Annotated in this window: 26 protein-coding genes; 20 read left to right on the forward strand and 6 right to left on the reverse strand. The window is 64.3% G+C overall.

The features are described from left to right. Positions 1 to 204: 204 nt before the first annotated feature. The 8 genes from C163_RS00725 to C163_RS00760 all read left to right on the forward strand — a co-directional run bounded on the left by C163_RS00725 (position 205) and on the right by C163_RS00760 (position 8,478). Positions 205 to 657, forward strand: a complete 453-nt coding sequence (locus tag C163_RS00725; protein ID WP_025337266.1) for a MarR family winged helix-turn-helix transcriptional regulator — start codon at positions 205 to 207, stop codon at positions 655 to 657. Beyond that, positions 654 to 2,741: an FUSC family protein gene (locus tag C163_RS00730; RefSeq protein WP_025337267.1), complete on the forward strand. Its 2,088-nt coding sequence runs from the start codon at positions 654 to 656 to the stop codon at positions 2,739 to 2,741. Before C163_RS00725 ends, C163_RS00730 begins: the two co-directional genes overlap by 4 nt. After that, positions 2,738 to 2,950 carry a DUF1656 domain-containing protein gene (locus tag C163_RS00735; protein ID WP_003255905.1) on the forward strand — a complete coding sequence of 71 codons (213 nt, stop codon included), beginning with the start codon at positions 2,738 to 2,740 and terminating at the stop codon, positions 2,948 to 2,950. Before C163_RS00730 ends, C163_RS00735 begins: the two co-directional genes overlap by 4 nt. After that, positions 2,947 to 3,822 (forward strand): HlyD family secretion protein, encoded by an 876-nt coding sequence (locus C163_RS00740; protein WP_010951565.1) that lies wholly within the window; start codon positions 2,947 to 2,949, stop codon positions 3,820 to 3,822. Before C163_RS00735 ends, C163_RS00740 begins: the two co-directional genes overlap by 4 nt. Then, complete coding sequence (locus C163_RS00745) at positions 3,819 to 5,237, forward strand: efflux transporter outer membrane subunit (protein ID WP_025337268.1); 1,419 nt, start codon at positions 3,819 to 3,821, stop codon at positions 5,235 to 5,237. Before C163_RS00740 ends, C163_RS00745 begins: the two co-directional genes overlap by 4 nt. A 557-nt stretch (positions 5,238 to 5,794) precedes the next feature. Beyond that, positions 5,795 to 6,070, forward strand: coding sequence for a hypothetical protein (locus C163_RS00750; protein ID WP_025337269.1), 276 nt, complete (start codon positions 5,795 to 5,797; stop codon positions 6,068 to 6,070). Next, on the forward strand, positions 6,067 to 6,318 hold the full coding sequence (locus C163_RS00755; protein ID WP_025337270.1) for a DUF3077 domain-containing protein: 252 nt from the start codon (positions 6,067 to 6,069) through the stop codon (positions 6,316 to 6,318). The genes C163_RS00750 and C163_RS00755 overlap by 4 nt, the downstream gene beginning before the upstream one ends. Positions 6,319 to 6,534: 216 nt before the next feature. Continuing rightward, complete coding sequence (locus tag C163_RS00760; protein WP_025337271.1) at positions 6,535 to 8,478, forward strand: FTR1 family protein; 1,944 nt, start codon at positions 6,535 to 6,537, stop codon at positions 8,476 to 8,478. Positions 8,479 to 8,632: 154 nt separating this feature from the next. Here the strand turns inward: C163_RS00760 and C163_RS00765 are convergent, their stop codons facing one another. Beyond that, positions 8,633 to 8,878 (reverse strand): TIGR02647 family protein, encoded by a 246-nt coding sequence (locus C163_RS00765; RefSeq protein ID WP_015268535.1) that lies wholly within the window; start codon positions 8,876 to 8,878, stop codon positions 8,633 to 8,635. A gap of 70 nt (positions 8,879 to 8,948) precedes the next feature. Then, entirely contained in the window at positions 8,949 to 9,251 is a 303-nt protein-coding gene (locus tag C163_RS00770; protein ID WP_025337272.1) for a hypothetical protein, read from the reverse strand. Positions 9,252 to 9,398: 147 nt separating this feature from the next. Between C163_RS00770 and C163_RS00775 the strand changes: the two genes are divergently transcribed. Beyond that, entirely contained in the window at positions 9,399 to 10,061 is a 663-nt protein-coding gene (locus C163_RS00775) for a glutathione S-transferase (RefSeq protein WP_025337273.1), read from the forward strand. Positions 10,062 to 10,185: 124 nt separating this feature from the next. Here the strand turns inward: C163_RS00775 and argH are convergent, their stop codons facing one another. Continuing rightward, positions 10,186 to 11,580, reverse strand: a complete 1,395-nt coding sequence (gene argH, locus C163_RS00780; protein ID WP_025337274.1) for an argininosuccinate lyase — start codon at positions 11,578 to 11,580, stop codon at positions 10,186 to 10,188. A 297-nt stretch (positions 11,581 to 11,877) separates the two neighbouring features. On the opposite strand from argH, the gene C163_RS00785 reads away from it, so the two are divergent. The 7 genes from C163_RS00785 to C163_RS00815 all read left to right on the forward strand — a co-directional run bounded on the left by C163_RS00785 (position 11,878) and on the right by C163_RS00815 (position 18,332). Continuing rightward, entirely contained in the window at positions 11,878 to 12,621 is a 744-nt protein-coding gene (locus tag C163_RS00785) for a LytTR family DNA-binding domain-containing protein (protein ID WP_015268539.1), read from the forward strand. A gap of 195 nt (positions 12,622 to 12,816) precedes the next feature. Next, entirely contained in the window at positions 12,817 to 13,758 is a 942-nt protein-coding gene (hemC, locus tag C163_RS00790) for a hydroxymethylbilane synthase (protein ID WP_025337275.1), read from the forward strand. Beyond that, entirely contained in the window at positions 13,755 to 14,522 is a 768-nt protein-coding gene (locus C163_RS00795; RefSeq protein ID WP_025337276.1) for a uroporphyrinogen-III synthase, read from the forward strand. The genes hemC and C163_RS00795 overlap by 4 nt, the downstream gene beginning before the upstream one ends. 45 nt (positions 14,523 to 14,567) lie before the next feature. Next, a complete protein-coding gene (locus C163_RS00800) occupies positions 14,568 to 15,668 on the forward strand; it encodes a uroporphyrinogen-III C-methyltransferase (protein ID WP_025337277.1) in 1,101 nt (366 codons plus the stop codon). After that, positions 15,665 to 16,903 carry a heme biosynthesis protein HemY gene (locus tag C163_RS00805; RefSeq protein WP_025337278.1) on the forward strand — a complete coding sequence of 413 codons (1,239 nt, stop codon included), beginning with the start codon at positions 15,665 to 15,667 and terminating at the stop codon, positions 16,901 to 16,903. Before C163_RS00800 ends, C163_RS00805 begins: the two co-directional genes overlap by 4 nt. Positions 16,904 to 17,124: 221 nt before the next feature. Beyond that, positions 17,125 to 17,631, forward strand: coding sequence for a disulfide bond formation protein B (locus tag C163_RS00810; protein ID WP_025337279.1), 507 nt, complete (start codon positions 17,125 to 17,127; stop codon positions 17,629 to 17,631). A gap of 230 nt (positions 17,632 to 17,861) precedes the next feature. Further along, the gene (locus C163_RS00815; protein ID WP_025337280.1) at positions 17,862 to 18,332 is read left to right on the forward strand and encodes an Rsd/AlgQ family anti-sigma factor; all 471 of its coding nucleotides are present in this window, start codon (positions 17,862 to 17,864) and stop codon (positions 18,330 to 18,332) included. A gap of 9 nt (positions 18,333 to 18,341) precedes the next feature. Here the strand turns inward: C163_RS00815 and C163_RS00820 are convergent, their stop codons facing one another. Further along, a complete protein-coding gene (locus C163_RS00820; RefSeq protein WP_025337281.1) occupies positions 18,342 to 18,980 on the reverse strand; it encodes an FKBP-type peptidyl-prolyl cis-trans isomerase in 639 nt (212 codons plus the stop codon). 380 nt (positions 18,981 to 19,360) lie between these two features. Here C163_RS00820 and C163_RS00825 point away from each other — a divergent pair, with 380 nt between their 5' ends. Further along, positions 19,361 to 20,308 (forward strand): AlgP family protein, encoded by a 948-nt coding sequence (locus C163_RS00825; protein ID WP_025337282.1) that lies wholly within the window; start codon positions 19,361 to 19,363, stop codon positions 20,306 to 20,308. Here C163_RS00825 and C163_RS00830 read toward each other — a convergent pair. After that, on the reverse strand, positions 20,284 to 20,766 hold the full coding sequence (locus C163_RS00830) for a TIGR02444 family protein (protein WP_025337283.1): 483 nt from the start codon (positions 20,764 to 20,766) through the stop codon (positions 20,284 to 20,286). The two genes, C163_RS00825 and C163_RS00830, sit on opposite strands and share 25 nt — an antisense overlap. A gap of 50 nt (positions 20,767 to 20,816) precedes the next feature. Between C163_RS00830 and abc-f the strand changes: the two genes are divergently transcribed. The 3 genes from abc-f to C163_RS00845 all read left to right on the forward strand — a co-directional run bounded on the left by abc-f (position 20,817) and on the right by C163_RS00845 (position 24,146). Further along, positions 20,817 to 22,727 carry a ribosomal protection-like ABC-F family protein gene (gene abc-f, locus C163_RS00835; protein WP_025337284.1) on the forward strand — a complete coding sequence of 637 codons (1,911 nt, stop codon included), beginning with the start codon at positions 20,817 to 20,819 and terminating at the stop codon, positions 22,725 to 22,727. Continuing rightward, entirely contained in the window at positions 22,727 to 23,314 is a 588-nt protein-coding gene (locus C163_RS00840; protein WP_025337285.1) for a mechanosensitive ion channel family protein, read from the forward strand. The genes abc-f and C163_RS00840 overlap by 1 nt, the downstream gene beginning before the upstream one ends. A 199-nt stretch (positions 23,315 to 23,513) precedes the next feature. Further along, positions 23,514 to 24,146: a LysE family transporter gene (locus C163_RS00845; RefSeq protein WP_025337286.1), complete on the forward strand. Its 633-nt coding sequence runs from the start codon at positions 23,514 to 23,516 to the stop codon at positions 24,144 to 24,146. A 72-nt stretch (positions 24,147 to 24,218) separates the two neighbouring features. Here C163_RS00845 and C163_RS00850 read toward each other — a convergent pair whose 3' ends face one another. Next, entirely contained in the window at positions 24,219 to 24,971 is a 753-nt protein-coding gene (locus C163_RS00850; protein ID WP_025337287.1) for a slipin family protein, read from the reverse strand.

Here is a 24,971-nt window from a genome sequence, read left to right on the forward strand (position 1 = left end):
GGGTAAACCCGCTCCCACAGGTACCGCGCATGGCTGAATCCTATGCAGCACCTGTGGGAGCGGGTTTACCCGCGAAGAGGCCGGCACAGGCAGGCCAGAAGCCCCAGCATGAACAACAATTCATCCATCCCCCTGGTTGACGACAGGGGGAGGCACAGGCGTATATTGATAGTTAGCAAACTATGAATATCCTTGGTTCCTGTCATGTCCCTTGATCTCCTGCGCCTGCAAGTCAGCAGTGGCATGGTGGTTGCCGCCCGCCATTGGCGGCGCATCTGCCATACCGCCCTGACCGGTTACGGCATTTCCGAGGCCTGCGCCGCGCCGTTGCTGATGATCGTGCGCCTGGGTGACGGCGTGCATCAGGTGGCCGTGGCCCAGGCCGCCGGCCTGGAAAGCCCATCGCTGGTGCGCCTGCTCGACCAGCTGTGCAAGGCTGGCCTGGTATGTCGCAGCGAAGACCCGCTGGACCGCCGCGCCAAGGCCCTGAGCCTGACCGCCGAAGGCCGCACCCTGGCCGAGTCCATCGAAGCCGAGCTGGTGCGCCTGCGCCGCGAGGTGCTGCATGGCATCGACCAGGCCGACCTGGAAGCTGCCTTGCGCGTGCTGCGTGCCTTCGAAGCCGCCGGCCTGGGCAACACAGGCGGGGCAGCATGAACGGTTTCTTCAGCTCGGTGCCCCCGGCCCGCGACTGGTTCTATGGCGTGCGTACCTTTGCCGCCTCCATGATCGCCCTGTACATCGCCCTGCTCATGCAGTTGCCGCGCCCCTATTGGGCCATGGCCACGGTGTACATCGTCTCCAGCCCGTTCCTTGGCCCCACCAGCTCCAAGGCCCTGTACCGTGCCGTGGGCACGCTGCTCGGCGCCGGCGGGGCTATTTTCCTGGTACCACCGCTGGTGCAGTCGCCGTTGCTGCTGAGCATCGCCATCGCCCTGTGGACCGGCACCTTGCTGTTCCTTTCGCTGAACCTGCGCACCGCCAATAACTACGTGCTGATGCTGGCCGGCTACACCTTGCCGATGATTGCCCTGGCGGTGGTCGACAACCCGCTTGCTGTGTTCGACGTGGCGTCTTCCCGCGCCCAGGAAATCTGCCTGGGGATCGTCTGCGCGGCGGTGGTCGGGGCGATCTTCTGGCCACGACGGCTGGCGCCAGTTGTAGTCGGTGCCACTGGTAGCTGGTTCACCGAAGCGATCCGCTACAGCGACACCTACCTGGCCCGCCAGGCCAGTGCAGACCAGGTTGGCGGCATGCGCGGGGCGATGGTCGCCACCTTCAACTCGCTGGAGCTGATGATCGGCCAGCTCGGCCATGAAGGCGCTGGTCCGCATACCCTGAAGAATGCCCGCGAGTTGCGCGGGCGCATGATCCACCTGCTGCCCGTGATCGATGCCCTCGACGACGCCCTGGTCGCCCTCGAAGGCCGCGCCCCGGCACAGTTCGCCCAGTTGCAACCGTTGCTCGATGCCGCCCGCGAATGGCTCAAGGGCACCGTCGACAGCGCCTCCGTCGCCCGCTGGACCGCTCTGCACGAACAGATCGAGCGCCTGCAGCCCGGCGCCGCTGCCCTCGACCAGCGCGCCGAACTGCTGCTGTCCAACGCCCTGTATCGCCTGACCGAATGGGCCGACCTGTGGCAGGACTGCTGCAGCCTGCAACATGCCCTGCGCAGCGACGATTCCAAACCCTGGCGCGCGGTGTACCGCCACTGGCGCCTGGGCCGCCTGACGGCGTTCTTCGACCGTGGCCTGATGCTGTATTCGGTGGCCTCAACCGTGCTGGCGATCGTTGTCGCCTGCGGCCTGTGGATTGGCCTGGGCTGGAACGACGGCGCCAGCGCAGTGATCCTCGCCGCCGTGTCGTGCAGCTTCTTCGCCGCCATGGACGACCCGGCGCCGCAGATCTACAGGTTCTTCTTCTGGACGCTGATGTCGGTCATCTTCTCCAGCCTGTACCTGTTCCTGGTGCTGCCCAACCTGCACGACTTCCCGATGCTGGTGCTGGCCTTCGCCGTGCCATTCATCTGCGTTGGCACCCTGACCGTGCAGCCGCGCTTCTACCTGGGTACCTTGCTGACCATCGTCAACACCTCGACCTTCATCAGCATCCAGGGCGCCTACGATGCTGACTTCTTCACCTTCCTCAATTCCAACCTGGCCGGCCCCGTGGGGCTGCTGTTCGCCTTCATCTGGACCTTGGTGATGCGCCCGTTCGGCGTGGAGCTGGCAGCCAAGCGCATGACCCGCTTCGCCTGGCGCGACATCGTCGAAATGACCGAGCCGGCCACCCTGGCCGAGCACCGCCAGGTCGGTGTGCAGATGCTCGACCGCCTGATGCAGCACCTGCCGCGCTTGTCGCAAACCGGGCAGGACAGCGGCGTGGCACTGCGCGACCTGCGCGTGGGGTTGAACCTGCTCGACCTGCTGGCCTACATGCCGCGTGCCGGGCAGCAGGCTCGTGAGCGCCTGAACACGGTAGTCGAGGAAGTCGGCGCGCACTATGCCGCTTGCCTGCGCGCCGGCGAGCGCCTGCACGCCCCGGCCGCGCTGCTGCGCAACATGGAGCGCGCGCGCCTGGCGCTGAACCTGGATGAGCTGTACGAGCGCGGCGATGCCCGTACCCACCTGCTGCACGCGCTGAGCGGCCTGCGCCTGGCGCTGCTGCCGGGCGTGGAGGTGATGCTCGAGCCAGCCGAACAACCGCAACTGCCCCCCGGCCTCGACGGAGCGCCCCTGTGATTGGTGAACTGGATATCAGCGGGGTATTCCTGCCCACGCTGCTGGTGATGATGTTTGGCACCTACCTGCTGTTCCTCGGGGTGCACGCGGTGCTGGTGCGCCTGCATTTCTACCGCCTGGTCTGGCACCGGGCGTTGTTCAACGTTGCTCTGTATGCCGTGCTGCTTGGTGCGGTGGACCACTTTTGCCGAAACCTGATGCTGCCATGAAAAAACCTTTGCTGACCCTGGGCCGTGTGGTCCTGACCTTGCTGGTAGTGACCTTCGCCGCCGTGCTCGTGTGGCAGATGGTGGTGTACTACATGTTCGCCCCCTGGACCCGCGACGGCCACATCCGCGCCGACGTGATCCAGATCGCCCCGGACGTGTCCGGGCTGATCCAGAAGGTCGAGGTGCGTGACAACCAGACCGTCAAGCGCGGCGATGTGCTGTTTACCATCGACCAGGACCGCTTCACCCTGGCCCTGCGCCAGGCCAAGGCGACCCTGGGTGAGCGCCAGGAAACCCTGGCCCAGGCCTCCCGCGAAGCGCAGCGCAACCGCAAGCTGGGCAACCTGGTGGCCGCCGAGCAGCTGGAAGAAAGCCAGTCCCGCGAGGCCCGTGCCCGTTCCGCCGTCAGCGAAGCGCAGGTGGCCGTCGATACCGCCCAGCTCAACCTCGACCGCTCGGTGGTGCGCAGCCCGGTGGACGGTTACCTGAACGACCGAGCACCGCGTAATCACGAATTCGTCACCGCCGGCCGCCCGGTGCTGTCGGTGGTCGACAGCGCCTCGTACCACGTCGATGGCTACTTCGAGGAAACCAAGCTTGGCGGTATCCACATCGGCGATGCCGTAGACATTCGCGTCATGGGCGACAACACCCGCCTGCGTGGCCATGTGCAAAGCTTTGCCGCCGGCATCGAAGACCGCGACCGCAGCAGTGGTGCCAACCTGTTGCCCAACGTCAACCCCGCATTCAGCTGGGTGCGCCTGGCCCAGCGTATTCCGGTGCGCATCGCCTTTGATGAAGTGCCGCAAGACTTCCGCATGATTGCCGGGCGAACCGCCACGGTGTCGATCATCGAGGGCCAGCGCCCATGAAACAGCTGATCCTGGCGGGGCTGTGCCTGTCGTTGGGGGCCTGCATGATGGTCGGCCCCGACTATGAGGTGCCGAAGGACGCAGCGGTGCAACGCAGCGACCTCAACGGCCCGCTGCGCCAGGATGCCGACAGCGTGGTATCGGCACCGGTGCCTGAGGACTGGTGGCAGCTGTATCAGGATCAACGGCTGAACGAGCTGGTGCGCCAGGCCCTGAGTGCCAACACCGACCTGCGCGTGGCTGCCGCCAACATTGCCAAGGCGCGCGCCCAGGTCGAAGTGGCTGAGTCGCAAGGTGGCTTCAACGGCGGCGTCAAGCTTGGCGCCCAGCGCCTGCAGGAATCGGGCGAGGCCTTCCTGCTGCCAGAGAAAGTGCCGGTGGCCAACATCGGCGAAGCCATCATCAGTGCTTCGTACCAGTTCGACCTGTGGGGTACTTTCAAGCGTGGCACCGAGGCGGCCAAGGCCAATGCCGACGCAGTGCAGGCCGCCGCCGATACCGCCCGCATCACCCTGGTGGCGGATGTGGTCAAGGCCTACACCCAGGTGTGCTCGGCCAACGAGGAATACCACATTGCCCGCGAGTCGCTTGACCTGCAGGAGCAGAGCGTGAAGCTTAACCAGCGCCTGCGTGATGCCGGGCGTGGCGACGAAACCCAGGTCACCCGCTCGCAGACCCAGTTCAAATCCTTGCGCGCCGAGCTGCCACGCTTCAAGGCGGAGCGCGAGACCGGCATGTACACACTGGCTGCCTTGTTGGCAAAACCGGTTGATCAGCTGCCTGCCGGCACTGCCGATTGTGCCGAGCTGCCGCACCTGAACCAGCTGGTCCCGGTGGGCGATGGCGCGGCGTTGCTCAAGCGCCGTCCCGACGTGCGTCAGGCCGAACGGCAGCTGGCGGCTGCCACTGCCTACATCGGCGTGGCCACCGGGGCCCTGTACCCGGACATCAGCATCGGCGCCCAGGTTGGCACCATCGGTATCCTCGAGAACCTTGGCGAGCCGGCGACCAACCGCTGGGGCTTCGGCCCGCAGATCAGCTGGACCATCCCCACCAATGGCACCCGCGCCCGCATTCGCATGGCCGAAGCCTCGACCCAGGCCGCCCTGGCGAATTTTGATGGGGTAGTGCTGAACGCCATTCGCGAGACCCAGACCCGCCTGGCGCAGTACAGCGCCCTGCTGGACCGGCGTGACGCGCTGGCCGAGGCGGAGAAGTCGGCCAAGGAAGCGGCGGACCAGACGCACCGGTATTACCAGGCGGGGCGTGAATCGTTCCTGGCCGACCTGCAGGCGACGCGTACCTATACCGACATGCGCGCGCAGCTGGCAGCGGCCAATAGCCAAGTGGCTCAGGGGCAGATTGGAGTGTTCCTGGCGTTGGGTGGGGGGTGGAAGGATACCGCCAAGCCTTGAGGACCCAATCGCCGGCAAGCCAGCTCCCATAGAGCTGCACATAACTTACTGATTTAGCGGGGACCCTGTGGGAGCGGGCGTGCCCGCGAACACCGGCGCAGCCGGTGCCAGCCACCGCGTTGAATTCTTCGCGGGCACGCCCGCTCCCACATGTACTGCGCTGTTTTCGAGCCCTGTAGTCCACCTGTGGGAGCTGGCTTGCCGGCGATCGAGGGCAAAGCCCTCGCCTAGGTTCTAGAGCTGTAAGACATTTCCGAACCTGAAACCAAATGCTTCAGTTCGGACGCCCTGTCGAATTATCCTACAGCACCTGTCGGAAGGTGCTGTCTTGGCTGGGAAGTGTTCCCGGACTACTGTCGTGGGGTCGCCTCGCAAGGCGATCGGGCGTGAGACACCCGGTTTACATTCGGTAGCACCGCGTTATGGCGGTCGTGTGCGGACAGGCTTCGGCCTGGCCGGGGTTACCGTATGTCCCGTGTCTCACACCGTACACGACTGCCACCCAACTTCGTGAGACAAGGAGGAGAGCAGTTCAATCCACCATACGGAGTTCTGCCATGAATAAGCTCGTCCCCGATCCACCTGTTACCGATCTGCTTTTGCTCGACCCTCCCGCGCTCTCACTAATCGATCCACTCAGCCCCAAAGACTGCGAAGAGCTGGTCAGCGCCATCACCCTGACCATCGACCACACCACCACAGTCCTGCTCGACAACCCTCCCGGCGACATGCGCAATGCCATGGGCATGAATATTCGATTGCTCTGCCGCCTGATCAATGCCGTGTGCGACCGCACCCATGCAACCCGCCACGATCAAGGAGCGACCCGATGAGCAATGACCCCAGAGACTCTGCAACCGCAGGTGTGGAAACCTTCGACTTGTTCCGCCTGCAGCCAAATGTGCCGTTCAGCCATGCTTTCTCGCAGCTATCTGTGCTGCTGGGCTGTATTCGCCACCTGACCACCGAAGCGGAAATGGAAAACGACCGCATTGCCGGTAGCGCTGCGCGGATACTAAGCGAGATGGCCAAGGCTTTGATTGATGATATGGAGCGGGGGATGAACAAGGTTCTTCAATAGCCCTAAAGACCCCGGGGCCGCTGTGCGGCCCATCGCCGGCAAGCCAGCTCCCACCTCGACCGCATCTCCCTCAAGCCATGTGCAATACCTGTGGGCAGACAACACAAGACAGAATCTCCCACAGGTTCAGCGCATCCCCCTCTTCATCTGATTTGTAGCAAGATTTTTCATGAAATCCGCCCGGCACCCTTGAGCGAAGCAAAGTGGGAGTGAACAATGTTCTCTTTCGCATTCCCTTCGAGACTGGCCATGAAAACCCGTTCCCGTCTGCTTGCCTGGCTGCCGGTTATATTGCTCGGCCCGGTGCTGGCGCTGTGCAGCACCCTGGCGTTGGCCGAAGCCCCCGCCGAGGCCACCAAGGCCCTGCACCTGCTGGACTACATTGGCGCCGACTACCCGCCCACCGTGCAAGGCGGCAAGGTGATAGACGATGGTGAATACCGCGAGCAGCAGGAGTTCAGCGCGGTATTGGCCGACTTGGTCAAAGGCCTGCCTGCGCATGCTGAACAAGCAGCCCTGGAGCAGGGCGTCCAGGCGCTGCGCCAGGCCATCGACCAGCGCCAGGACGGCCCGGCTGTTGCCAGGCAGGCCCGCCAGCTGGGTGCACGCCTGGCGGTGGCCTACGAGGTCAGCCAGGCTCCAGTGATTACCCCGGACCCAGCCCGCGGCGCTTCGCTGTATGCGCAAAACTGCTCGATCTGCCACGGCGACACTGGCGCCGGCGACGGCCCGGCCGGCGTGGGCCTGGAGCCTGCACCCGCCAACCTGCGCGATGTTTCGCGCCTCGACCAGTTGAGCCTGTTCGACCTCTACAACACCCTGGCCCTGGGCATCGATGGCACCGAGATGCCTTCCTTTGCCGACCAGCTGGACGACCGCCAGCGTTGGGATGTGGCTGCCTATATCGCCAGCTTCACCGCCAGGCCAGAAGCCGGCAAAGGCGACAAGGCCTGGAACATCGCCGACCTTGCCCGCCAGACCCCGGCCGAAGTTGCCGCCAGCGAAGGTGCCACGGCCGTGGAGGCGTTCCGCGCCCAGCGCGCCCAGCCGCCGCAGGTCAAGCGTGGCCCTGCGCAATTGCTCGAATACACCGCGAGCACCTTGGACAAGAGCCTGGCGGCCTACCGCGCAGGTGATCACGACCAGGCCTATGACCTGTCAGTGGCGGCCTACCTGGAAGGCTTCGAGCTGGTGGAAAGCTCGCTGGACAACATCGACACCCAGGCGCGCAAGGACACCGAAAAATCGCTGATGGCCTACCGTCAGTCGCTGCAGGACGGCTTGCCCGCGGCCCAGGCCGAGCAACGCCTGAGCGAAGCCAAGGCCAAGCTGGAGCAGGCTTCCAAGCTGCTGGGCAGCGATGGCCTGAGCTGGTCGCTGAGCTTTGTATCCGGCTTGCTGATCCTGCTGCGCGAAGGCCTGGAGGCGATTCTGGTGCTGGCGGCGATCCTGGCCTTCCTGCGCAATACCGGCCAGCAGTCGGCGGTGCGCAGCGTCAACATCGGCTGGGGCCTGGCGTTGGTGGCTGGTTTCGCAACCTGGGCGCTGGCAGCCTACGTGATCGACGTCGGTGGCGCCCAGCGCGAACTGCTGGAAGGCTGCACGGCGCTTTTCGCCGCGGTGATGGTGCTGTGGCTTGGCGTGTGGATGCACGACCGCCGCCATGCCGCCGCCTGGCAGGACTACATCAAGAGCAGCCTGGTCAGTGGTGGTGGACGTTTCGGTTTTGCCGTGCTGGCGTTCTTCTCGGTTTACCGCGAACTGTTCGAAGTGATCCTGTTCTACGAAACCCTGTGGCTGCAGGCCGGCCCAGCCGGGCACCAGGCGGTGCTGGCGGGTGGCGCCACGGCGCTGGTGCTGCTGGTGGGGTTGGCCTGGGTGATCCTGCGTGGCTCGGCCAAGCTGCCGCTGTCGCTGTTCTTCAGCATCAACGCCGCGCTGCTATGTGCCTTGTCGGTGGTGTTCGCCGGGCATGGCGTGAAGGCGTTGCAAGAGGCCGGGGTACTTGGAACACGGCCGGTGGCGTTCTTCGAGTTCGACTGGCTGGGGATTCACGCTGACGCCTACTCGCTTTCGGCGCAGGCGCTGGCCTTGCTGGCCATCTTGTTCCTGTACGGGCGCTCGCGCCTGGCGGAGAAGCGCAGGGTCACTGCTAACTGAAAGCCTCACGCGATCCCTTGTAGGAGCGGCCTTGTGTCGCGACAGGGCCGCAAAGCGGCCCCAGGATTTCAGTAACGCTGCACTAATTGCTGGGGCCGCTGTGCGGCCCTGTCGCGACACAAGGCCGCTCCTACACACAGACCGCGAAGGGAACTCAGGCCGGCTGTGGCGCCTTGAGAATGTTCTGCAGCAACTGGACACTTTCGACAGCGTCATGACCCAGGCTGGTCAGGTAGCCGCCATCAGGTTGATCGGTCAGCCCCTTTTCATGCAGGCGTTGCGCGGCGGCTACCAGGGCGGGGGAAGCGTTCTTGTGAATCTTGATGCCTTCCTGGCTGCTGTCGTGCTTGAACAGCGAAAGGACTTCCAGTTCAGCGATCAGATCGGGGGTAAAAGGCATGGCGACTCCTGACTTCCAGACAAGGATGACGGCACCGTTCTACGGTGCCTGATCTTCGAGTGTAGCCGGGTTATTCGTCCTCGCCTTGATCCATCTCAGGTGGCAGCTCGGGCAGCGCACGCAGGGCATTCTCGTACCACTGGCGGTCGAACTCGCGGTCTTCCACCAGCATGTTGTCAATTTCGAAGGCCAGTACATGGGCCATCAGGTTGAGAATGTCTTCGCGCTCGTAACCGACCAGGGTCAGTTTGTTGAACGTGGCTTTCGCCGCCGCCGGGTCGCCGCTTTCGATCTGGTTCTCGATGGCCTGGGTCAGCGTTGCCTCGGCGAAGGCTTCGTCGTCGTCATTGTCGATGTCGGTGGGCTCGCTCATGGCGGTACTCCTAGGATGGGATGCACAGTGTGCCACGCCTGTGGCGGCAATGCCCGGGCATTGACGGGGCGCATGACGCTGGTCAGGAGCGGGCGTACGGTCTATAAAAGCCGGGCCAACCCCTTACGGCCTGGAGGCTGTTACCTCATGCTCAAGCTTCATGGATTCTCGGTCAGCAACTACTACAACATGGTCAAGCTGGCCCTGCTGGAAAAAGGCCTGCCCTTCGAGGAAGTCACCTTCTATGGCGGCCAGGCGCCACAGGCGCTGGAAGTGAGCCCGCGAGGCAAGGTGCCGGTGCTGCAGACCGAACACGGCTTCCTCAGCGAAACCAGCGTGATCCTCGACTATATCGAGCAGACCCAGGGCGGCAAGGCGCTGCTGCCGGCCGACCCGTTCGGGCAGGCCAAGGTGCGTGAGCTGCTCAAGGAAATCGAGCTGTACATCGAGCTGCCGGCGCGTACCTGCTATGCCGAGTCTTTCTTTGGTATGCAGGTCGAGCCGCTGATAAAGGAAAAAGCCCGTGCCGACCTGCTGGCCGGTTTTGCCACGCTCAAGCGTAACGGCCGCTTCGCACCCTATGTGGCGGGTGAGCAACTGACCCTGGCAGACCTGATGTTCTGCTTCTCGGTCGACCTGGCCTGTGCGGTGGGCAAGAAGGTGCTGAACATCGACTTCCTGGCGGACTTCCCGCAGGCCAAGGCGTTGCTGCAGCTGATGGGCGACAACCCGCACATGGCGCGGATCGTGGCGGACAAGGAGGCGGCGATGCCGGCCTTCATGGAGATGATTCGCAGCGGAAAACGCTGAGAACAGTGTTGGGGCATTCGCGGGTAAACCCGCTCCCACAGGTACAGCACTGCTTTTGAAGCCTGTGCAATACCTGTGGGAGCGGGTTTACCCGCGAACGAGGGCGAAGCCCTCGCAATGGGCCTTAACGCGAAGCCAGCAGCGCCTTGCCGCGGGCGACGGCCGCACGCACCTGCGCCGGTGCGGTACCACCAATGTGGTTACGGGCATTCACCGAGCCTTCCAGGGTCAGCACGGCAAACACGTCCTGCTCGATCTGGTCGCTGAACTGGCGCAGTTCGTCCAGGCTCATCTCGGCCAGGTCCTTGCCGGTGTCCACGCCATACTTCACCGCGTGACCCACGATCTCGTGGCAGTCACGGAACGGCAGGCCACGGCGTACCAGGTAGTCGGCCAGGTCGGTGGCGGTGGAGAAACCGCGCAAGGCCGCTTCACGCATGATGGCGTGCTTGGGCTTGATTGCCGGGATCATGTCGGCAAAGGCACGCAGCGAGTCGCGCAGGGTGTCGGCGGCGTCGAACAGTGGTTCCTTGTCTTCCTGGTTGTCCTTGTTGTAGGCCAGCGGCTGGCCTTTCATCAGGGTCAGCAGGCCGGTCAGGGCGCCGAACACACGGCCGCTCTTGCCACGTACCAGTTCCGGCACGTCCGGGTTCTTTTTCTGCGGCATGATGGAGCTGCCGGTGCAGAAGCGGTCTGGCAGGTCGATGAACTGGAACTGCGCGCTGGTCCACAGCACCAGCTCTTCGGAGAAGCGCGACAGGTGCATCATCGCCACGCTGGCGGCGGCGCAGAATTCGATGGCGAAGTCGCGGTCCGACACGCCGTCCAGCGAGTTGCCGGCCACGGCTTCGAAGCCCAGCAGCTTGCAGGTGAGTTCACGGTCGATCGGGTAGGTGGTGCCTGCCAGCGCGGCGCTGCCCAGGGGCATGCGGTTGGCACGCTTGCGGCAGTCGACCAGGCGCTCGTAGTCGCGGCTGAGCATTTCGAACCAGGCCAGCAGGTGGTGGCCGAAGGTGACCGGCTGGGCCGTCTGCAGGTGAGTGAAGCCGGGCATGATGGTCTCGGCTTCACGCTCGGCCTGCTCCAGCAGACCCTGCTGCAGGCGGGTGATTTCGGCCAGGATCAGGTCGATTTCGTCGCGCAGCCAAAGGCGAATGTCGGTGGCCACCTGGTCGTTGCGGCTACGGCCGGTGTGCAGCTTCTTGCCGGTGATGCCGATACGGTCGGTCAGGCGTGCCTCGATGTTCATGTGCACGTCTTCGAGGTCGACACGCCAGTCGAAGGTGCCAGCCTCGATCTCGCCCTGGATGGTCTTCAGGCCATCGATGATGGTGTCGCGCTCGGCATCGCTGAGCACGCCGACCTGCGCCAGCATGGTGGCATGGGCGATCGAACCCATGATGTCGTGGCGGTACAGGCGCTTGTCGAAATCGACCGAGGCGGTGAAACGGGCGACGAAGGCGTCGACGGGCTCACTGAAGCGGCCGCCCCAGGACTGATTGGTCTTGTCGGTGCTCATGGATTCACTCATTGCAGGCGTGAACGAAAAAGTGGCGCCGATGATAGCAGGGTTTGGGCTGGCCGCCGCAGGGCGCTGGTCGAGAGAAATGCGCGGAAAACGATAGAGAAGGATTTGCAGGAATGAACGGCAGTGTTCCACGGACCGTCTACAGTTGGACAGAGGACTGGCAGTGAATCTGCCGGCCGAGTGAATCTTTGGCCATCGCACCGGTCTAGAGCGTGACCTTAGTGTCGCTCGAACCATACCTGTCTACGCTATACCTGTGCGAGACTCATTCAGGAATCCAGCGCAATTATGAATGTCCTGATCGTTGATGACGAACCCCAAGGCCGTGAGCGCCTTAGCCGGCTGCTCGGCGAACTGGAGGGTTACACCGTGCTGGAGCCTAGCGCCACCAACGGCGAGGAGGCCTTGGCGCTGATCGAAAGCCTCAAGCCCGATGTGGTCCTGCTGGACATTGGCATGCCAGGCCTGGACGGCCTGCAGGTTGCTGCTCGCCTGTGCGAGCGCGAGGCGCCGCCGGCGGTGGTGTTTTGCACCGGGGACGATGAATACGGTGCCGAGGCTTTCAAGGACAGTACCCTCAGCCATGTGACCAAACCTTTCCAGGCCCAGGCCTTGCGCGATGCCTTGCGCAAGGCTGAAAAGCCCAACCGCGCCCAATTGGCGGCGCTCACCAGGCCGGCCAATGAAGGCGGCGGCCCGCGTAGCCACATCAGTGCCCGCACGCGCAAAGGCATCGAACTGATCCCTTTGCCCCAGGTGATCTATTTCATTGCCGATCACAAGTACGTGACCTTGCGCCACGAGGCCGGGGAAGTACTGCTCGACGAGCCCCTCAAGGCCCTGGAAGACGAGTTTGGCGAACGCTTCGTGCGTATCCACCGCAATGCGCTGGTCGCCCGTGAGCGGATCGAACGCCTGCAGCGCACGCCGCTGGGGCATTTTCAGCTATACCTGAAAGGCCTGGACGGTGACGCCCTGACCGTCAGCCGGCGCCATGTGGCCGGTGTGCGCAAGATGATGCAAACCCTCTGAGCCTGTACCGGCCCAATCGCCGGCAAGTCAGCTCCCACAGGTATAGCGTCAGCCTTGAGCCTTGCACGGCTTCTGTGGGAGCTGGCTTGCCGGCGATTGGGCGGTACAGGTAAGCACAGGATCCTGATCCACATCTGCTAGCGATACCGGCGATGCTGTTATCATCGACAGCATTTCTCTGGATCGGGGCGTTCCATGTCCACTCGCGAAATCCGCATTGCCACCCGTAAAAGTGCCTTGGCCCTGTGGCAGGCCGAATACGTCAAAGCCCGCCTCGAGCAGGCCCACCCCGGTCTGCTGGTGACCCTGGTGCCCATGGTCAGCCGTGGCGACAAGCTGCTCGACGCGCCGCTGGCAAAGATCGGTGGCAAGGGCCTGTTCGTCAAGGAACTGGAAACCGCCCTGCTGGACAACGAAGCCGACATCGCCGTGCATTCGATGAAGGACGTGCCCATGGACTTCCCCGAAGGCCTGGGCCTGTATTGCATCTGCGAGCGCGAAGACCCGCGTGATGCCTTTGTTTCCAATACCTTTGACAGCCTTGATGCGCTGCCTGCCGGCAGCATCGTCGGTACCTCCAGCCTGCGTCGCCAGGCCCAGTTGCTGGCGCGTCGCCCGGACCTGCAAATCCGCTTCCTGCGCGGCAACGTCAACACCCGCCTGGCCAAGCTGGATGCCGGTGAGTACGACGCCATCATCCTCGCCGCCGCCGGCTTGATCCGCCTGGGCTTCGAAGACCGCATCACCTCCACCATCAGCGTCGATGACAGCCTGCCGGCTGGCGGCCAGGGCGCGGTGGGCATCGAATGCCGCAGCGCCGACCAGCAAATCCACGCGCTGCTGGCGCCGCTGCACCATGCCGATACCGCCGACCGGGTGGTGGCCGAACGCGCCCTGAACAAACGCCTGAATGGCGGCTGCCAGGTACCGATTGCCTGCTATGCGGTGCTGGAAGGTGACCAGCTGTGGCTGCGTGGCCTGGTCGGCCAGCCCAGCGGCGGTACCCTGCTGGTGGCCGATGCCCGCGCCCCACGTACTGCCGCCGAAACCCTGGGCGTGCAGGTGGCCGAGGACCTGCTGGGGCAGGGCGCCGAGGCCATCCTCAAGGAAGTCTACGGCGAGGCCGGCCACCCGTGAGTTCGTGGCGCCTGTTGCTGACCCGGCCTGCCGAGGACTGTGCGGCACTGGCGCAAAGCCTGGCAGCGGCGGGGGTAGGCAGCAGCTGCCTGCCGCTGTTGGCAATCGAGCCCGTCGCTGTGGATAACCAGCAACGCCTATTGCTGGAAGGCCTGCAGGGCTTCCAGGCGATCATCGTGGTCAGCAAGCCGGCAGCCCGGTTGTTGCTTGAGCAACTGGCCGATGCCGGTCTGCAGCCACCCGTGCAAGGCTGGTTCACTGTGGGCGAGGCAACCGCCGCCGTGCTGCAGGGCGCGGGCCTGGCGGTGAGCTTCCCCCCACGAGGCGATGACAGCGAAGCGTTGCTGGCGCTGCCAGCCCTGCGCCAGGCAGTTGCCGTGCCGGCACCGCGGATCTTGATCGTTCGTGGCGTTGGAGGTCGCGAACTGCTGGCAGAGCGTCTTGCAGAGCAAGGTGCTAGTGTCGATTATCTGGAACTGTATCGTCGCTGCCTGCCGTCTTACCCACCAGGTACCCTGATGCGCCGCATCGAAGCGGAACGCCTCAATGGCCTGGTGGTCAGCAGTGGGCAGGGTTTTGAACACTTGCAGCAGATGGCCGGCGCCGATTGGCCGCAGCTGGCGCGTATGCCGCTGTTCGTGCCCAGCCCTCGGGTTGCCGAGCAGGCCAGGGCCGCCGGGGCCCAACAGGTTGTGGATTGCCGTGGCGCCAGTGCCACGGCCTTGCTGGCAGCCGTGCAGCGCAGCGCTGCACCTGCCTCTTAAGGCGCTAAGCTGAACGCGATGCGCCCCCATGCAAAGGATGGATACGTGAGCGAGACTGTCTTGTCCAATAACGATCAGCCGTCGGCACAGGCGCCGGCGGAACCCGTCACCGCCCCACCTGCCAAGCGCTCCGGCAGTGGCCTGGCAACGTTGGCCCTGCTGTTGGGCGCGGCCGGGGTGGCGGTAGGTGGCTGGGGTGTCTGGCAGGTGCGTCAACTGCAAGGCAGCGAATTCAACCAGGGCCAGCACATCGAGGCGCTGAACCAGCGCGCCGAAGCCCTGCAGCAGCGTGAACAGCAGATCAGCGCGCAGCTGGCCAGCCTGCCGGCGGCCAGCGAGCTGGAAGACCGCCGCCGCCTGGTGGCGCAGTTGCAAGGCGACCAGCAACGCCTCAGCCAGCGCCTGGAAACCGTACTGGGCGAAAGCCGCAAGGAATGGCGCCTGGCCGAGGCCGAGCACCTGCTGCGCCTGGCCACCCTGCGCCTGTCTGCGCTGCAGGACATCACCAGTGCCAAGGCTTTGGTCGAGGGGGCGGACGAGATCCTGCGCGAGCAGAGCGATCCGGGGGCCTTCGCCGCCCGTGAGCAACTGGCGCGCAGCCTGGCCACGCTCAACAGCACCCAGCAACCGGACCGTACCGGCCTGTTCCTGAAACTGGCCGCTCAGCGCGAGCTGGTGCAGCAACTCAGCGCCCAGTCGCCGGAGTTCGACACCAATGCCGATGCCTTGGGCGCGCTCACCGCCGATGGTGACGGCGCCAGTCGCCTGTCCCAGTGGTGGGCCGAGATCTCCAAGTACTTCCAGATCGACTTCAACGCCGATGACAACGTGCGTCCGCTGCTGGCCGGGCAGCAACTGAACCAGCTGCGCCTGGCCCTGAGCCTGACCATCGAGCAGGCCCAGTGGGCAGCGCTCAATGGCGATAGCAAGGTGTACACCCAGGCGCTGGACGACGCCCGCAGCGTGCTGCTGGCCAACTTCAACGCCGACAACCCGCAAAGCAAGGCCATGCTTGACAGCCTCAACGCCCTGGCCGAGCAGCCGGTGTCGGTGGTTACCCCCGACCTCAGCGAAAGCCTGGCCGCAGTGCAGGCCTATATACAGCGCCGCCACCTGCCGGCCGAGGCTGAAGGGGGCAAGCCATGAAGCGTGTCTACCTGCTGGCCGTGCTGGCGATCGTGGTCGCCGCGGCGCTGGGTATTGCGGTCGCCAAGCACAGCGGCTACGTGCTGATCTCCTATGGCAGCTTCCGCTACCAGTCGGGGCTGTGGGCGGCCCTGGCCGGCTTGCTGGCTGTAGTGCTGCTGCTGTGGCTGGTGCGCTACCTGGTCGGCCTGGTGCTGACTTCCAGCGGCGTGGTCAACCCGTGGTCGCGGCGTAATCGCAGCCGGCGCGTTCGTCTGGCCATCGAGCAGGGCCAGCTGGACCTCGCCGAGGGCCGTTGGGCCAGTGCCCAGCGCCATCTGCACCGTGCCGCCGAGGCCGAGCGCCAGCCGTTGCTGTACTACCTCGGTGCCGCGCGTGCCGCCAACGAGCAAGGCCGAACCGAAGACAGCGACAACCTGCTGGAACGTGCCCTGGAGCGCCAGCCGCAAGCGGAACTGGCTATCGCCCTGACCCATGCACAGTTGCAGATGGACCGTGGCGAAAGCGACGGCGCCCTCGAAACCCTGCTGGCCATGCAGGAGCGCCACCCGCACAACGGCCAGGTGCTGCGCCTGCTGCAGCGCCTGTACCTGGAGCGCGGCGACTGGTCGGCACTGATCCGCCTGCTGCCCGACCTGCGCAAGGGCAAGGTGCTGCCGGCCGCCGAGCTGGCAGCCCTGGAACAACGTGCCTGGGGCCAGAACCTGAGCCTGGCCACCACCCGTGGCGAGGACGCGCAAAGTGCCCGTCAGGCCTTGGAGCGCGCCTGGCAGCAACTGACCGCAGCCCAGCGCCAGGAGCCACAGCTGGTGCTGGCCTATGCCGAGCAATTGCGCCAGGTGGGTGCCCAGAGCGAAGCCGAACAAGTGCTGCGTACCGCCCTCAAGCGTGAATACGAAAGCCACCTGGCCCGCCTGTACGGCCTGGTGCGCGGCGATGACCCGGCGCGCCAGCTGCAAACAGCCGAAGGTTGGCTCAAGGCCCACCCGCAAGATGCCAGCCTGCTGCTTACCCTGGGCCGTCTGAGCCTGCAGAACCGCCTGTGGGGCAAGGCGCGCGACTACCTGGAAAGCAGCCTGCGCATGGAGCGCAACCCCGAGGCTTGTGCCGAGCTGGCGCGCCTGCTCGCTGGCCTTGGCGAGACCGAGCGCAGCAACCAGCTGTTCCAGGAGGGCCTCGGCCTGCTGGACGAGCGCCTGCTGGCCCTGCCTTTGCCCGAAGGCGTACGCGCCTGACCTACCCCAGGGCCCGCGCAAAGGCGCGGGCCTTGGGGGCGGGTAACCTTTCTCTCGATGTAAGTTAGATCTGCAATCCATTTCTTCAGACGTTTCCTACTGCATAGTTGGAAATTTCCTTCGCGATTCAGCGACTTGTCGTTGCTGTCGCGCCTTGAAACAAAGCGCGTCTTTCCTCTACCGTTTCAGGCCACTTCATTATCCCGGGACCTTCACCGCCCATGTTGCCGGCCCGTTTGCGCACCTTTTTCCTACCTGCCTGCCTTGCTGCATTGGCGGTACTGGCCGCGTCCTTCCACCTGGAAAGCGTCCTCGGGCTGGTGCCCTGCCCATTGTGTTTCAGCCAGCGGCTGCTGCTTGGCCTGTACGCTCTGCTGTGCCTGGCGGCGGTGCTGCAGGCACCAAGTACGGCGGGCATTCGCTGTTACGCGCGGGCGACGCTGGGCTGTTCGCTGGCCGGGGCGTTGCTGGCAGCGCGACATGTCTGGTTGCAAGGGGATGACGGGGCCATCCCGGTCTGCCCGGTGCCGCTCGGGCGGCTGTTCGAGCAATCCTGGGGCGAGGCGGCCCGGCAATTGTTGTTCGGCGGCCCGGATTGCAACTCGCTGGCCTGGAGCTTTCTCGACCTGACCCTGCCCGAGTGGAGCCTGCTGGCCTTCCTGCTGCTGGCGGTGCTGCCCTTGAGTTGCCTGCTGGCGTATCGTTTCCGCACCCTGGCGAGAACATGACCTGGCGCAAGGTTGCGCCATTGGCACGACCAATGGCCATGTAACAGGGTATTAAACACTTGTATGAACTTTGTCCGCTGCGTACCTTGAAGGGCAGCACGCGCGGGAATAATCTCCCAGCACGCATACCGAAAACACAACTGCTCGATGCCGCCTGCTGATGTCACCTTTGTGCTGCACGGTCGTGGTGCGAGGTGCAGCGGCATCTACCCAGAAGGGAAGAGATCGCCATGCTCGATAGTTGTCAGAACGCTCAGGAACGCTGGGGTGGGGTTCACAAACTGATCGACCGCTGGCTGGAGGAGCGCCAGGAACTGGTGCAGGCTTTCCGCGCGCTGCGCGTTGCCAAGCCGGCCTTCGCCGACAAGGACACGAACGGGGAGTTTTGCGCGCTCCTTGTCGACTACGTTTCGGCGTGGCATTTCGAAGTCTGCGAGCAGCTGGTCAGTGAGGCCAAGGCCTTCGGCGACGAGAAGGCGCTGAAGTTGGCCGAAGATATCAACCCACGGATCAACGACAGTACTCAGATCGCACTGGCCTTCAATGACCATTGCGCCAAGGGTGAATGCAAGGACACCGAACGCTTTGCCGAAAAGCTGGGCAAGCTGGGTGGCCTGCTGCACGAGCGCTTCGAACTGGAAGACTGCCTGATCGAAGTGTTGCACAACGCGCACAAGGAAGAAGGCGCAGTCCAGGCCTGAGGGTTGGCGTCAGTCGCCAACCGCCAGCAGTTCGATCTCGAACACCAGGGGTGTATAGGGGGCGATCAGGTCGCCCGCGCCCTCGGCGCCATAAGCTTGCGCTGAGGGAATCACCAGGCGCCATTTGGCGCCGGTGTGCATCTTTGGCAAGGCCACCTGCCACCCTTCGATTACCGAATCCAGGCTGAACCACTGGGGCGTCTGGTTCTGGTCGAACACCGAGCCGTCTGGCAGCCTGCCCACGTAGCGCACCTGCACCTTGCCACCGGCTTTGGGCTGCGCGCCCGTACCTGCTTGCAGTTCGCTGTAGAGCACGCCCTCCGGTAGTTCGTGCACGCCATAACGACCACGCTCGTTGGCCATGAAGCGTGTTTCGGCAGCTTGAAGTTTCTGCATGGCGGCATCGCCTTCCTGGGCTTCCTGCTGCTGGAGCAAGGCCTGCATGCGTGCCTTGTCGAGTTTCAGCGGTTGCCCCTGGTAGGACTGGCGCAGGCCTTCTACCAGCGCATCCAGTTGCAGGCCCGGCATATCCTGGCGCAGCCGCTCACCCAGGCTGGCGCCGATGCTGTAGGCGAGGTCATGTTCTTCGCTGTCGGCCAAGGCGATGGGTGCCAGCAGGCATAAACCTAAAACAAGATATCGAGGCATGGTGAGTTCCTGCGCCAATGAGCGGGGAAGTATGCCAGTGTTCGTTATTTGTATTTGCCTTTTTACGCCCGCTGTAGGAGCGGCCTTGTGTCGCGAAAGGGCTGCGGAGCAGCCCCGGCGATATTTGCCCTGGCGCTGACACCGGGGGCCGCTCTGCGCCCCATCGCGACACAAGGCCACTCCTACAGGGGGCTGTGCAGTACAGATAATTGCCAAATATCAGCAATGATTTATTCAGCAACTACACTTGCTCGGAGCTGCAAGATAACAACTTTGCCCAGGCATGCAACGCGGCGTAAATAATACTGTCAACATGCCCTAGCGGCGGTAGCAGCAGAAGCATAGTATGAGCCGCAATCTCGTCAGCCAGGAGGTAAACCATGTCGGCTAAAAAGAAGCCAGTAAGCACGCCGTTACACCTGCTCCAGCAACTTTCGGGCAGCTTGCTCGAACACTTGGAAGATGCCTGCTCGCAAGCGCTGGCTGATGCGGAAAAACTGCTGGCCAAGTTGGAAAAGCAGCGTGGCAAGGCCCAGGAAAAACTGCACAACGGTCGCCTGAAACTGCAAGACGCGGCCAAGGCAGGTAAAGCCAAGGCGCAGACCAAGGCGCAAAAAGCCATTGGCGAACTTGAAGAACTGCTCGACTCCCTCAAGGAACGTCAAACCCAGACCCGTTCTTATATCCAGCAACTCAAGCGCGATGCCCAGGACAGCCTCAAGCTGGCCCAAGGTGTAGGCAAGGTTCGCGAAGCTGCAGCCAAGGCGCTTGACCAGCGTGCTGCCAAGACCTCCAAACCGGCAGCCGCCAAACCCGTCACCAAGGCTGCTGCGGCCAAACCTGCAGCCAAGCCGGCCGCCAAGGCCACTGCTGCCAAACCTGCGGCCAAGCCAGCCGCCAAGGCCACTGCTGCTGCCAAACCTGCGGCCAAGCCAGCCGCCAAGGCCACTGCTGCTGCCAAACCTGCAGCCAAGCCGGCTGCCAAGGCCACTGCTGCTGCCAAACCTGCAGCCAAGCCAGCAGCCAAAGCCACCGCAGCCGCTAAACCTGCAGCCAAGCCAGCGGCGGCCAAAACGCCAGCCAAAGCCGCTGCTGCCAAGCCGGCCGCGAAACCAGCTGCCGCCAAGGCCCCAGCACGTGCGGCTGCCAAACCCGCCGCCAAGCCAGCAGCTGCGAAGCCTGTTGCCAGCAAGCCAGCCGAAGCCAAACCGGCTACGCCAGCCGCCAGCACTCCTGCCGCCGCGACCAACTCGGCCACCCCGGCAGCTTCGGTAGCGCCATCGGCACCTGCCAGCACCCCGGCTCAGGCACCGTCTTCGGCGTCCTGAAGCGCTGCCGCCGCGACGCGCAACCGAACCAGCGCGTCGTGGTGGCGGGCCTGGGCCGGCGCCAGCCGGTCCAGCCAGTTTTCCATGGGCTCATGGGCGCCCACCGGCCACTGTCGCGAACGCTCCTGCAAGCGTTCCAGCAAGGCTTTCTCGGCTTGTAACTCCAATCCTTTCACCTGCTCCCGCAACGCCGCCAGCTGCGCATCACCTTGCGCCGCTGCTCGCCACTGTTGGCGCAAGCTACGTAACGGGTTGACCACTTCGCGCTGCCAGGGCTCGGTAACCTCGCGCAATGCCTGTACGCGATCGTCCCGCACGGCCACGCCATGTGCCTGCAACCAGGTTGCGCACAGCAGCAGACAGACATCGCCACCCAGCGCCTGCAGGTCTAGGCAGGCGGCTTCTACGCCGGGCCTGGCGTACAGGGCCAGGGCGTGATTCCACAGGTCGGTGTGCATGGTTCCACTCGCGCTATGGGCCGAGGAAGCTGGTAGACTCCGCGACCATCATGATCAGACTATCCAACCTCACTTTACAGCGTGGTCCGCAGCGCTTGCTAGAAGGCGCCGAGATGACCCTGCACACCGGTCACAAGGCCGGCCTGATCGGCGCCAACGGCGCCGGAAAATCCAGCCTGTTCGCCTTGCTGCGCGGTGAGCTGTCGCCCGATGCCGGCGATTGCCAGCTGCCCGGTGACTGGCGCATCGCCCACATGCGCCAGGAAGTCGATACCCTCGACCGGCTGGCCGTGGACTATGTGCTCGACGGTGACGTGCGCCTGCGCAAGGTCCAGGCCGAGCTGGCCGCGGCCGAGCAGGCCCACGACGGTACTGCCCTGGCGCGCCTGCACATTGAGCTGGATAGCGCCGACGGCTATACCGCCGACGCCCGCGCACGCAAGTTGCTGGCCGGCCTTGGTTTCACCAACGAACAGATGGACCGCCGCGTCGGCGACTTCTCCGGTGGCTGGCGGATGCGCCTGAACCTGGCCCAGGCCCTGATGTGCCCGTCCGACCTGTTGCTGCTCGACGAGCCCACCAACCACCTGGACCTGGACGCTATCCTGTGGCTGGAGGACTGGCTCAAGGGCTACCCCGGCACGTTGTTGCTGATCTCCCACGACCGCGACTTCCTCGATGCCGTGGTCGACCATGTGCTGCACGTCGAGCAGCGCAAGCTGAACCTGTACAAGGGCGGCTACACCGCCTTCGAGCGCACCCGGGCCGAGCGCCTGGCGCAACAGCAGCAGGCCTACGAGAAACAGCAGGCCCAGCGTGCGCACATGGAAAAGTACATTGCCCGCTTCAAGGCCCAGGCCACCAAGGCCCGTCAGGCACAGAGCCGGATCAAGGCCCTGGAGCGCATGGAGGAGCTATCGGCGGCGCATGTCGATTCGCCGTTCGACTTCGTTTTCCGCGAGTCGCAGAAAATCTCCAGCCCGCTGCTCAGCCTGTCCGAAGGCCGCCTGGGCTACGGTGACAAGGCGATCCTCGACAAGGTCAAGCTGCAGCTCACCCCCGGTGCGCGCATTGGCCTGCTCGGCCCCAACGGCGCTGGCAAGTCGACCCTGATCAAGAACCTCGCAGGCGAACTCGAGCCACTGTCGGGCCGCCTGGTGCGGGGTGAGAACCTGGCCGTGGGCTACTTTGCCCAGCACCAGCTGGATTCGCTGGACGACAAGGCCAGCCCGCTGCTGCACCTGCAGCGCATTGCCCCCGCCGAGCGTGAGCAGACCCTGCGCGACTTCCTGGGTGGCTTCGACTTCCATGGCGATCGCGTCGACGAGCCGGTGGTGAACTTCTCCGGTGGCGAGAAGGCCCGCCTGGCGCTGGCCCTGATCGCCTGGGAGCGACCGAACCTGCTGCTGCTCGACGAACCGACCAACCACCTCGACCTGGAAATGCGCCTGGCGCTGACCATGGCCCTGCAGGAGTTTGCCGGTGCCGTGGTGGTGGTGTCGCACGACCGCCATCTGCTCAAGAGCACTACCGACGACTTCCTGTTGGTGGCTGACGGCAAGGTCGACATCTTCGATGGTGACCTGGACGACTACAGCCGCTGGCTGGTCGAGTACCGCCAGCGCAGCGCGCCGGCCAGTACCGCCCCGGTCAACCCGGACAAGACCGACAAGAAGGCCCAACGCCAGGCTGCCGCCGCCTTGCGCCAGCAACTGGCCCCGCACAAGAAGGCCGCTGACAAGCTGGAAGCCGAGCTCAACCAGGTGCACGCGCAACTGGCCGAGATCGAGACCGCGCTGGGTGATGGTGGCCTCTACGACGCGTCGCGCAAGGACGAGTTGCGTGACCTGCTGGCGCGCCAGACCAAGCTGAAGCAGCGCGAAGGCGAACTGGAAGAGGCCTGGATGGAAGCGCTGGAAACCCTCGAGAGCATGCAGGCCGAGCTCGAGGCGCTGTCCTGATGGAGGAACTGCGTTCGCTGCTGCCAGGGCAATGGATGGACACCTTCTGGCTGGGCTTGCAGATCCTGTTGATCCTGGTAGCGGCCTTCGTCCTGCAGCGCATCGTTGCACGCGGGCTGAGCCGCCTGAGCCAGCGTTACCCGTTGCCGCCGGAGCTGCTGGTGCCGGTGCGTGGCGGCCTGCGCTGGCTGATCATGGGCAGCGCGTTGCTGTTCGTGCTGGAGCGCCTGGGTGTATCGGCGACTGTGCTGTGGACAGCTCTGTCCGGCTTCGTCGCGGTGGCGGCGGTGGCCTTCTTCGCCATGTGGAGCGTGCTGTCCAACCTGCTGTGCGCGGTGCTGATCTTCACCGTCGGGCCGTTTCGTATTGGTGACGTGGTCGAACTGGTCGACACCCTGGACAAGCCGGGCGTCAAGGGCCGGGTGATTGCCATCAACCTGCTGTTCACCACCCTGATGGAAATGCCCGAGGCGGGCGGGGCGCTGGTGCAGGTGCCCAATAGCCAGTTCTTCCAGAAGTCGGTACGGCGCTGGCGCGGGGCTGAGGTGCAGTCCATGCAAAAAGAGTCGTCCGCCGAGGCTGACTGAACCTGCACCGGCCTCTTCGCGGGTAAACCCGCTCCCACAGGAGTTCCGCAGCCCTTGGGGACAGCGCGATACCTGTGGGAGCGGGTTCACCCGCGAAGAGGCCAGCACAGGCAATACAAATCCTTCAGAAATCGCTGGTTATTTTTTCACCAACACCTTAGCTTAACGTTTTGCAACATATGTTCGAGCGAGGTGTGTGATGTCGATGGAAGTGTGGTTGGGCTTCTTTGCCGCCTGTTGGGTGATCAGCCTTTCACCCGGTGCCGGGGCGATTGCCTCGATGTCCAGCGGCCTGCAATACGGCTTCTGGCGTGGTTACTGGAACGCCCTGGGCCTGCAACTGGGCCTGGTCGTGCAGATCGCCATCATCGCCGCCGGCGTCGGCGCCATCCTGGCCGCCTCGGCCACGGCCTTCCAGATCATCAAATGGTTCGGCGTCGCCTACCTTGTCTACCTGGCCTACAAGCAATGGCGAGCCTTGCCGATGGACATGAGCGATGAATCCGCCGTGCGCCCTATCGGTAAACCGCTGAGCCTGGTGTTCCGTGGCTTCCTGGTCAACGTCAGCAACCCCAAGGCACTGGTGTTCATGCTGGCGGTGCTGCCGCAGTTCATCAACCCGCATGAACCGCTGTTGCCGCAGTATGTGGCAATCACCGTTACCATGGTCACCGTGGATATGCTGGTGATGGCGGGGTACACAGGGTTGGCTGCGCGGGTTTTGCGCTTGCTGCGTACGCCCAAGCAGCAGAAGCGTTTGAACCGGACGTTTGCCGGGTTGTTCATTGGCGCGGCCACCTTCCTGGCGACCCTGCGCCGCGCGCCAGTCTGATAGGCCCGGGGGCTGCTTTGCAGCCCATCGCGACACAAGGCCGCTCCTACAGGGATCGCATGGCGGCCTTTGCTATTTCTGCTTGTCCACCAACCCCTTGAGCAAATCCACCGGCAGCGGAAAGACGATGGTCGAACTCTTGTCCCCGGCAATCGTCCCCAGCGTCTGCATGTAACGCAACTGCATCGCCCCAGGCTCCTTGCTCAGCATCTGCGCCGCCTGCATCAATTTCTCCGACGCCTGCAACTCACCCTCGGCATGGATCACCTTGGCCCGTCGTTCACGCTCGGCCTCGGCCTGGCGGGCAATGGCACGCACCATCGATTCGTTGAGGTCGACGTGCTTGATCTCGACGTTGGCCACCTTGATGCCCCAGGCATCGGTCTGTGCATCCAGCACCTGGCGAATGTCCGAGTTCAGCTGCTCGCGTTCGGCCAACAGTTCATCCAGTTCGTGCTTGCCGAGCACCGCGCGCAGCGTGGTCTGGGCCAGCTGGCTGGTCGCCACGAGGAAATCCTCGACCTGGATGATCGCCTTCTGCGGATCGAGCACGCGGAAGTAGACCACGGCGTTGACCTTGACCGAGACGTTGTCGCGGGTGATCACATCCTGCGGTGGTACATCCAGCACCACGGTGCGCAGGTCGACCCGCACCATTTGCTGGATCACCGGGATCAGCAGGATCAGCCCCGGCCCCTTCACCTGCCAGAAGCGCCCCAGCTGGAACACCACGCCGCGCTCGTATTCGCGCAGGATGCGGAATGCCGACAGCAACAGCATCGCCAGCACGATCAGCACCGCGCCGAAGCCCAATTGCATGAACAT

The organism is Pseudomonas sp. FGI182 (assembly GCF_000511325.1).
Classification (GTDB): Bacteria; Pseudomonadota; Gammaproteobacteria; order Pseudomonadales; family Pseudomonadaceae; genus Aquipseudomonas; species Aquipseudomonas putida_Z.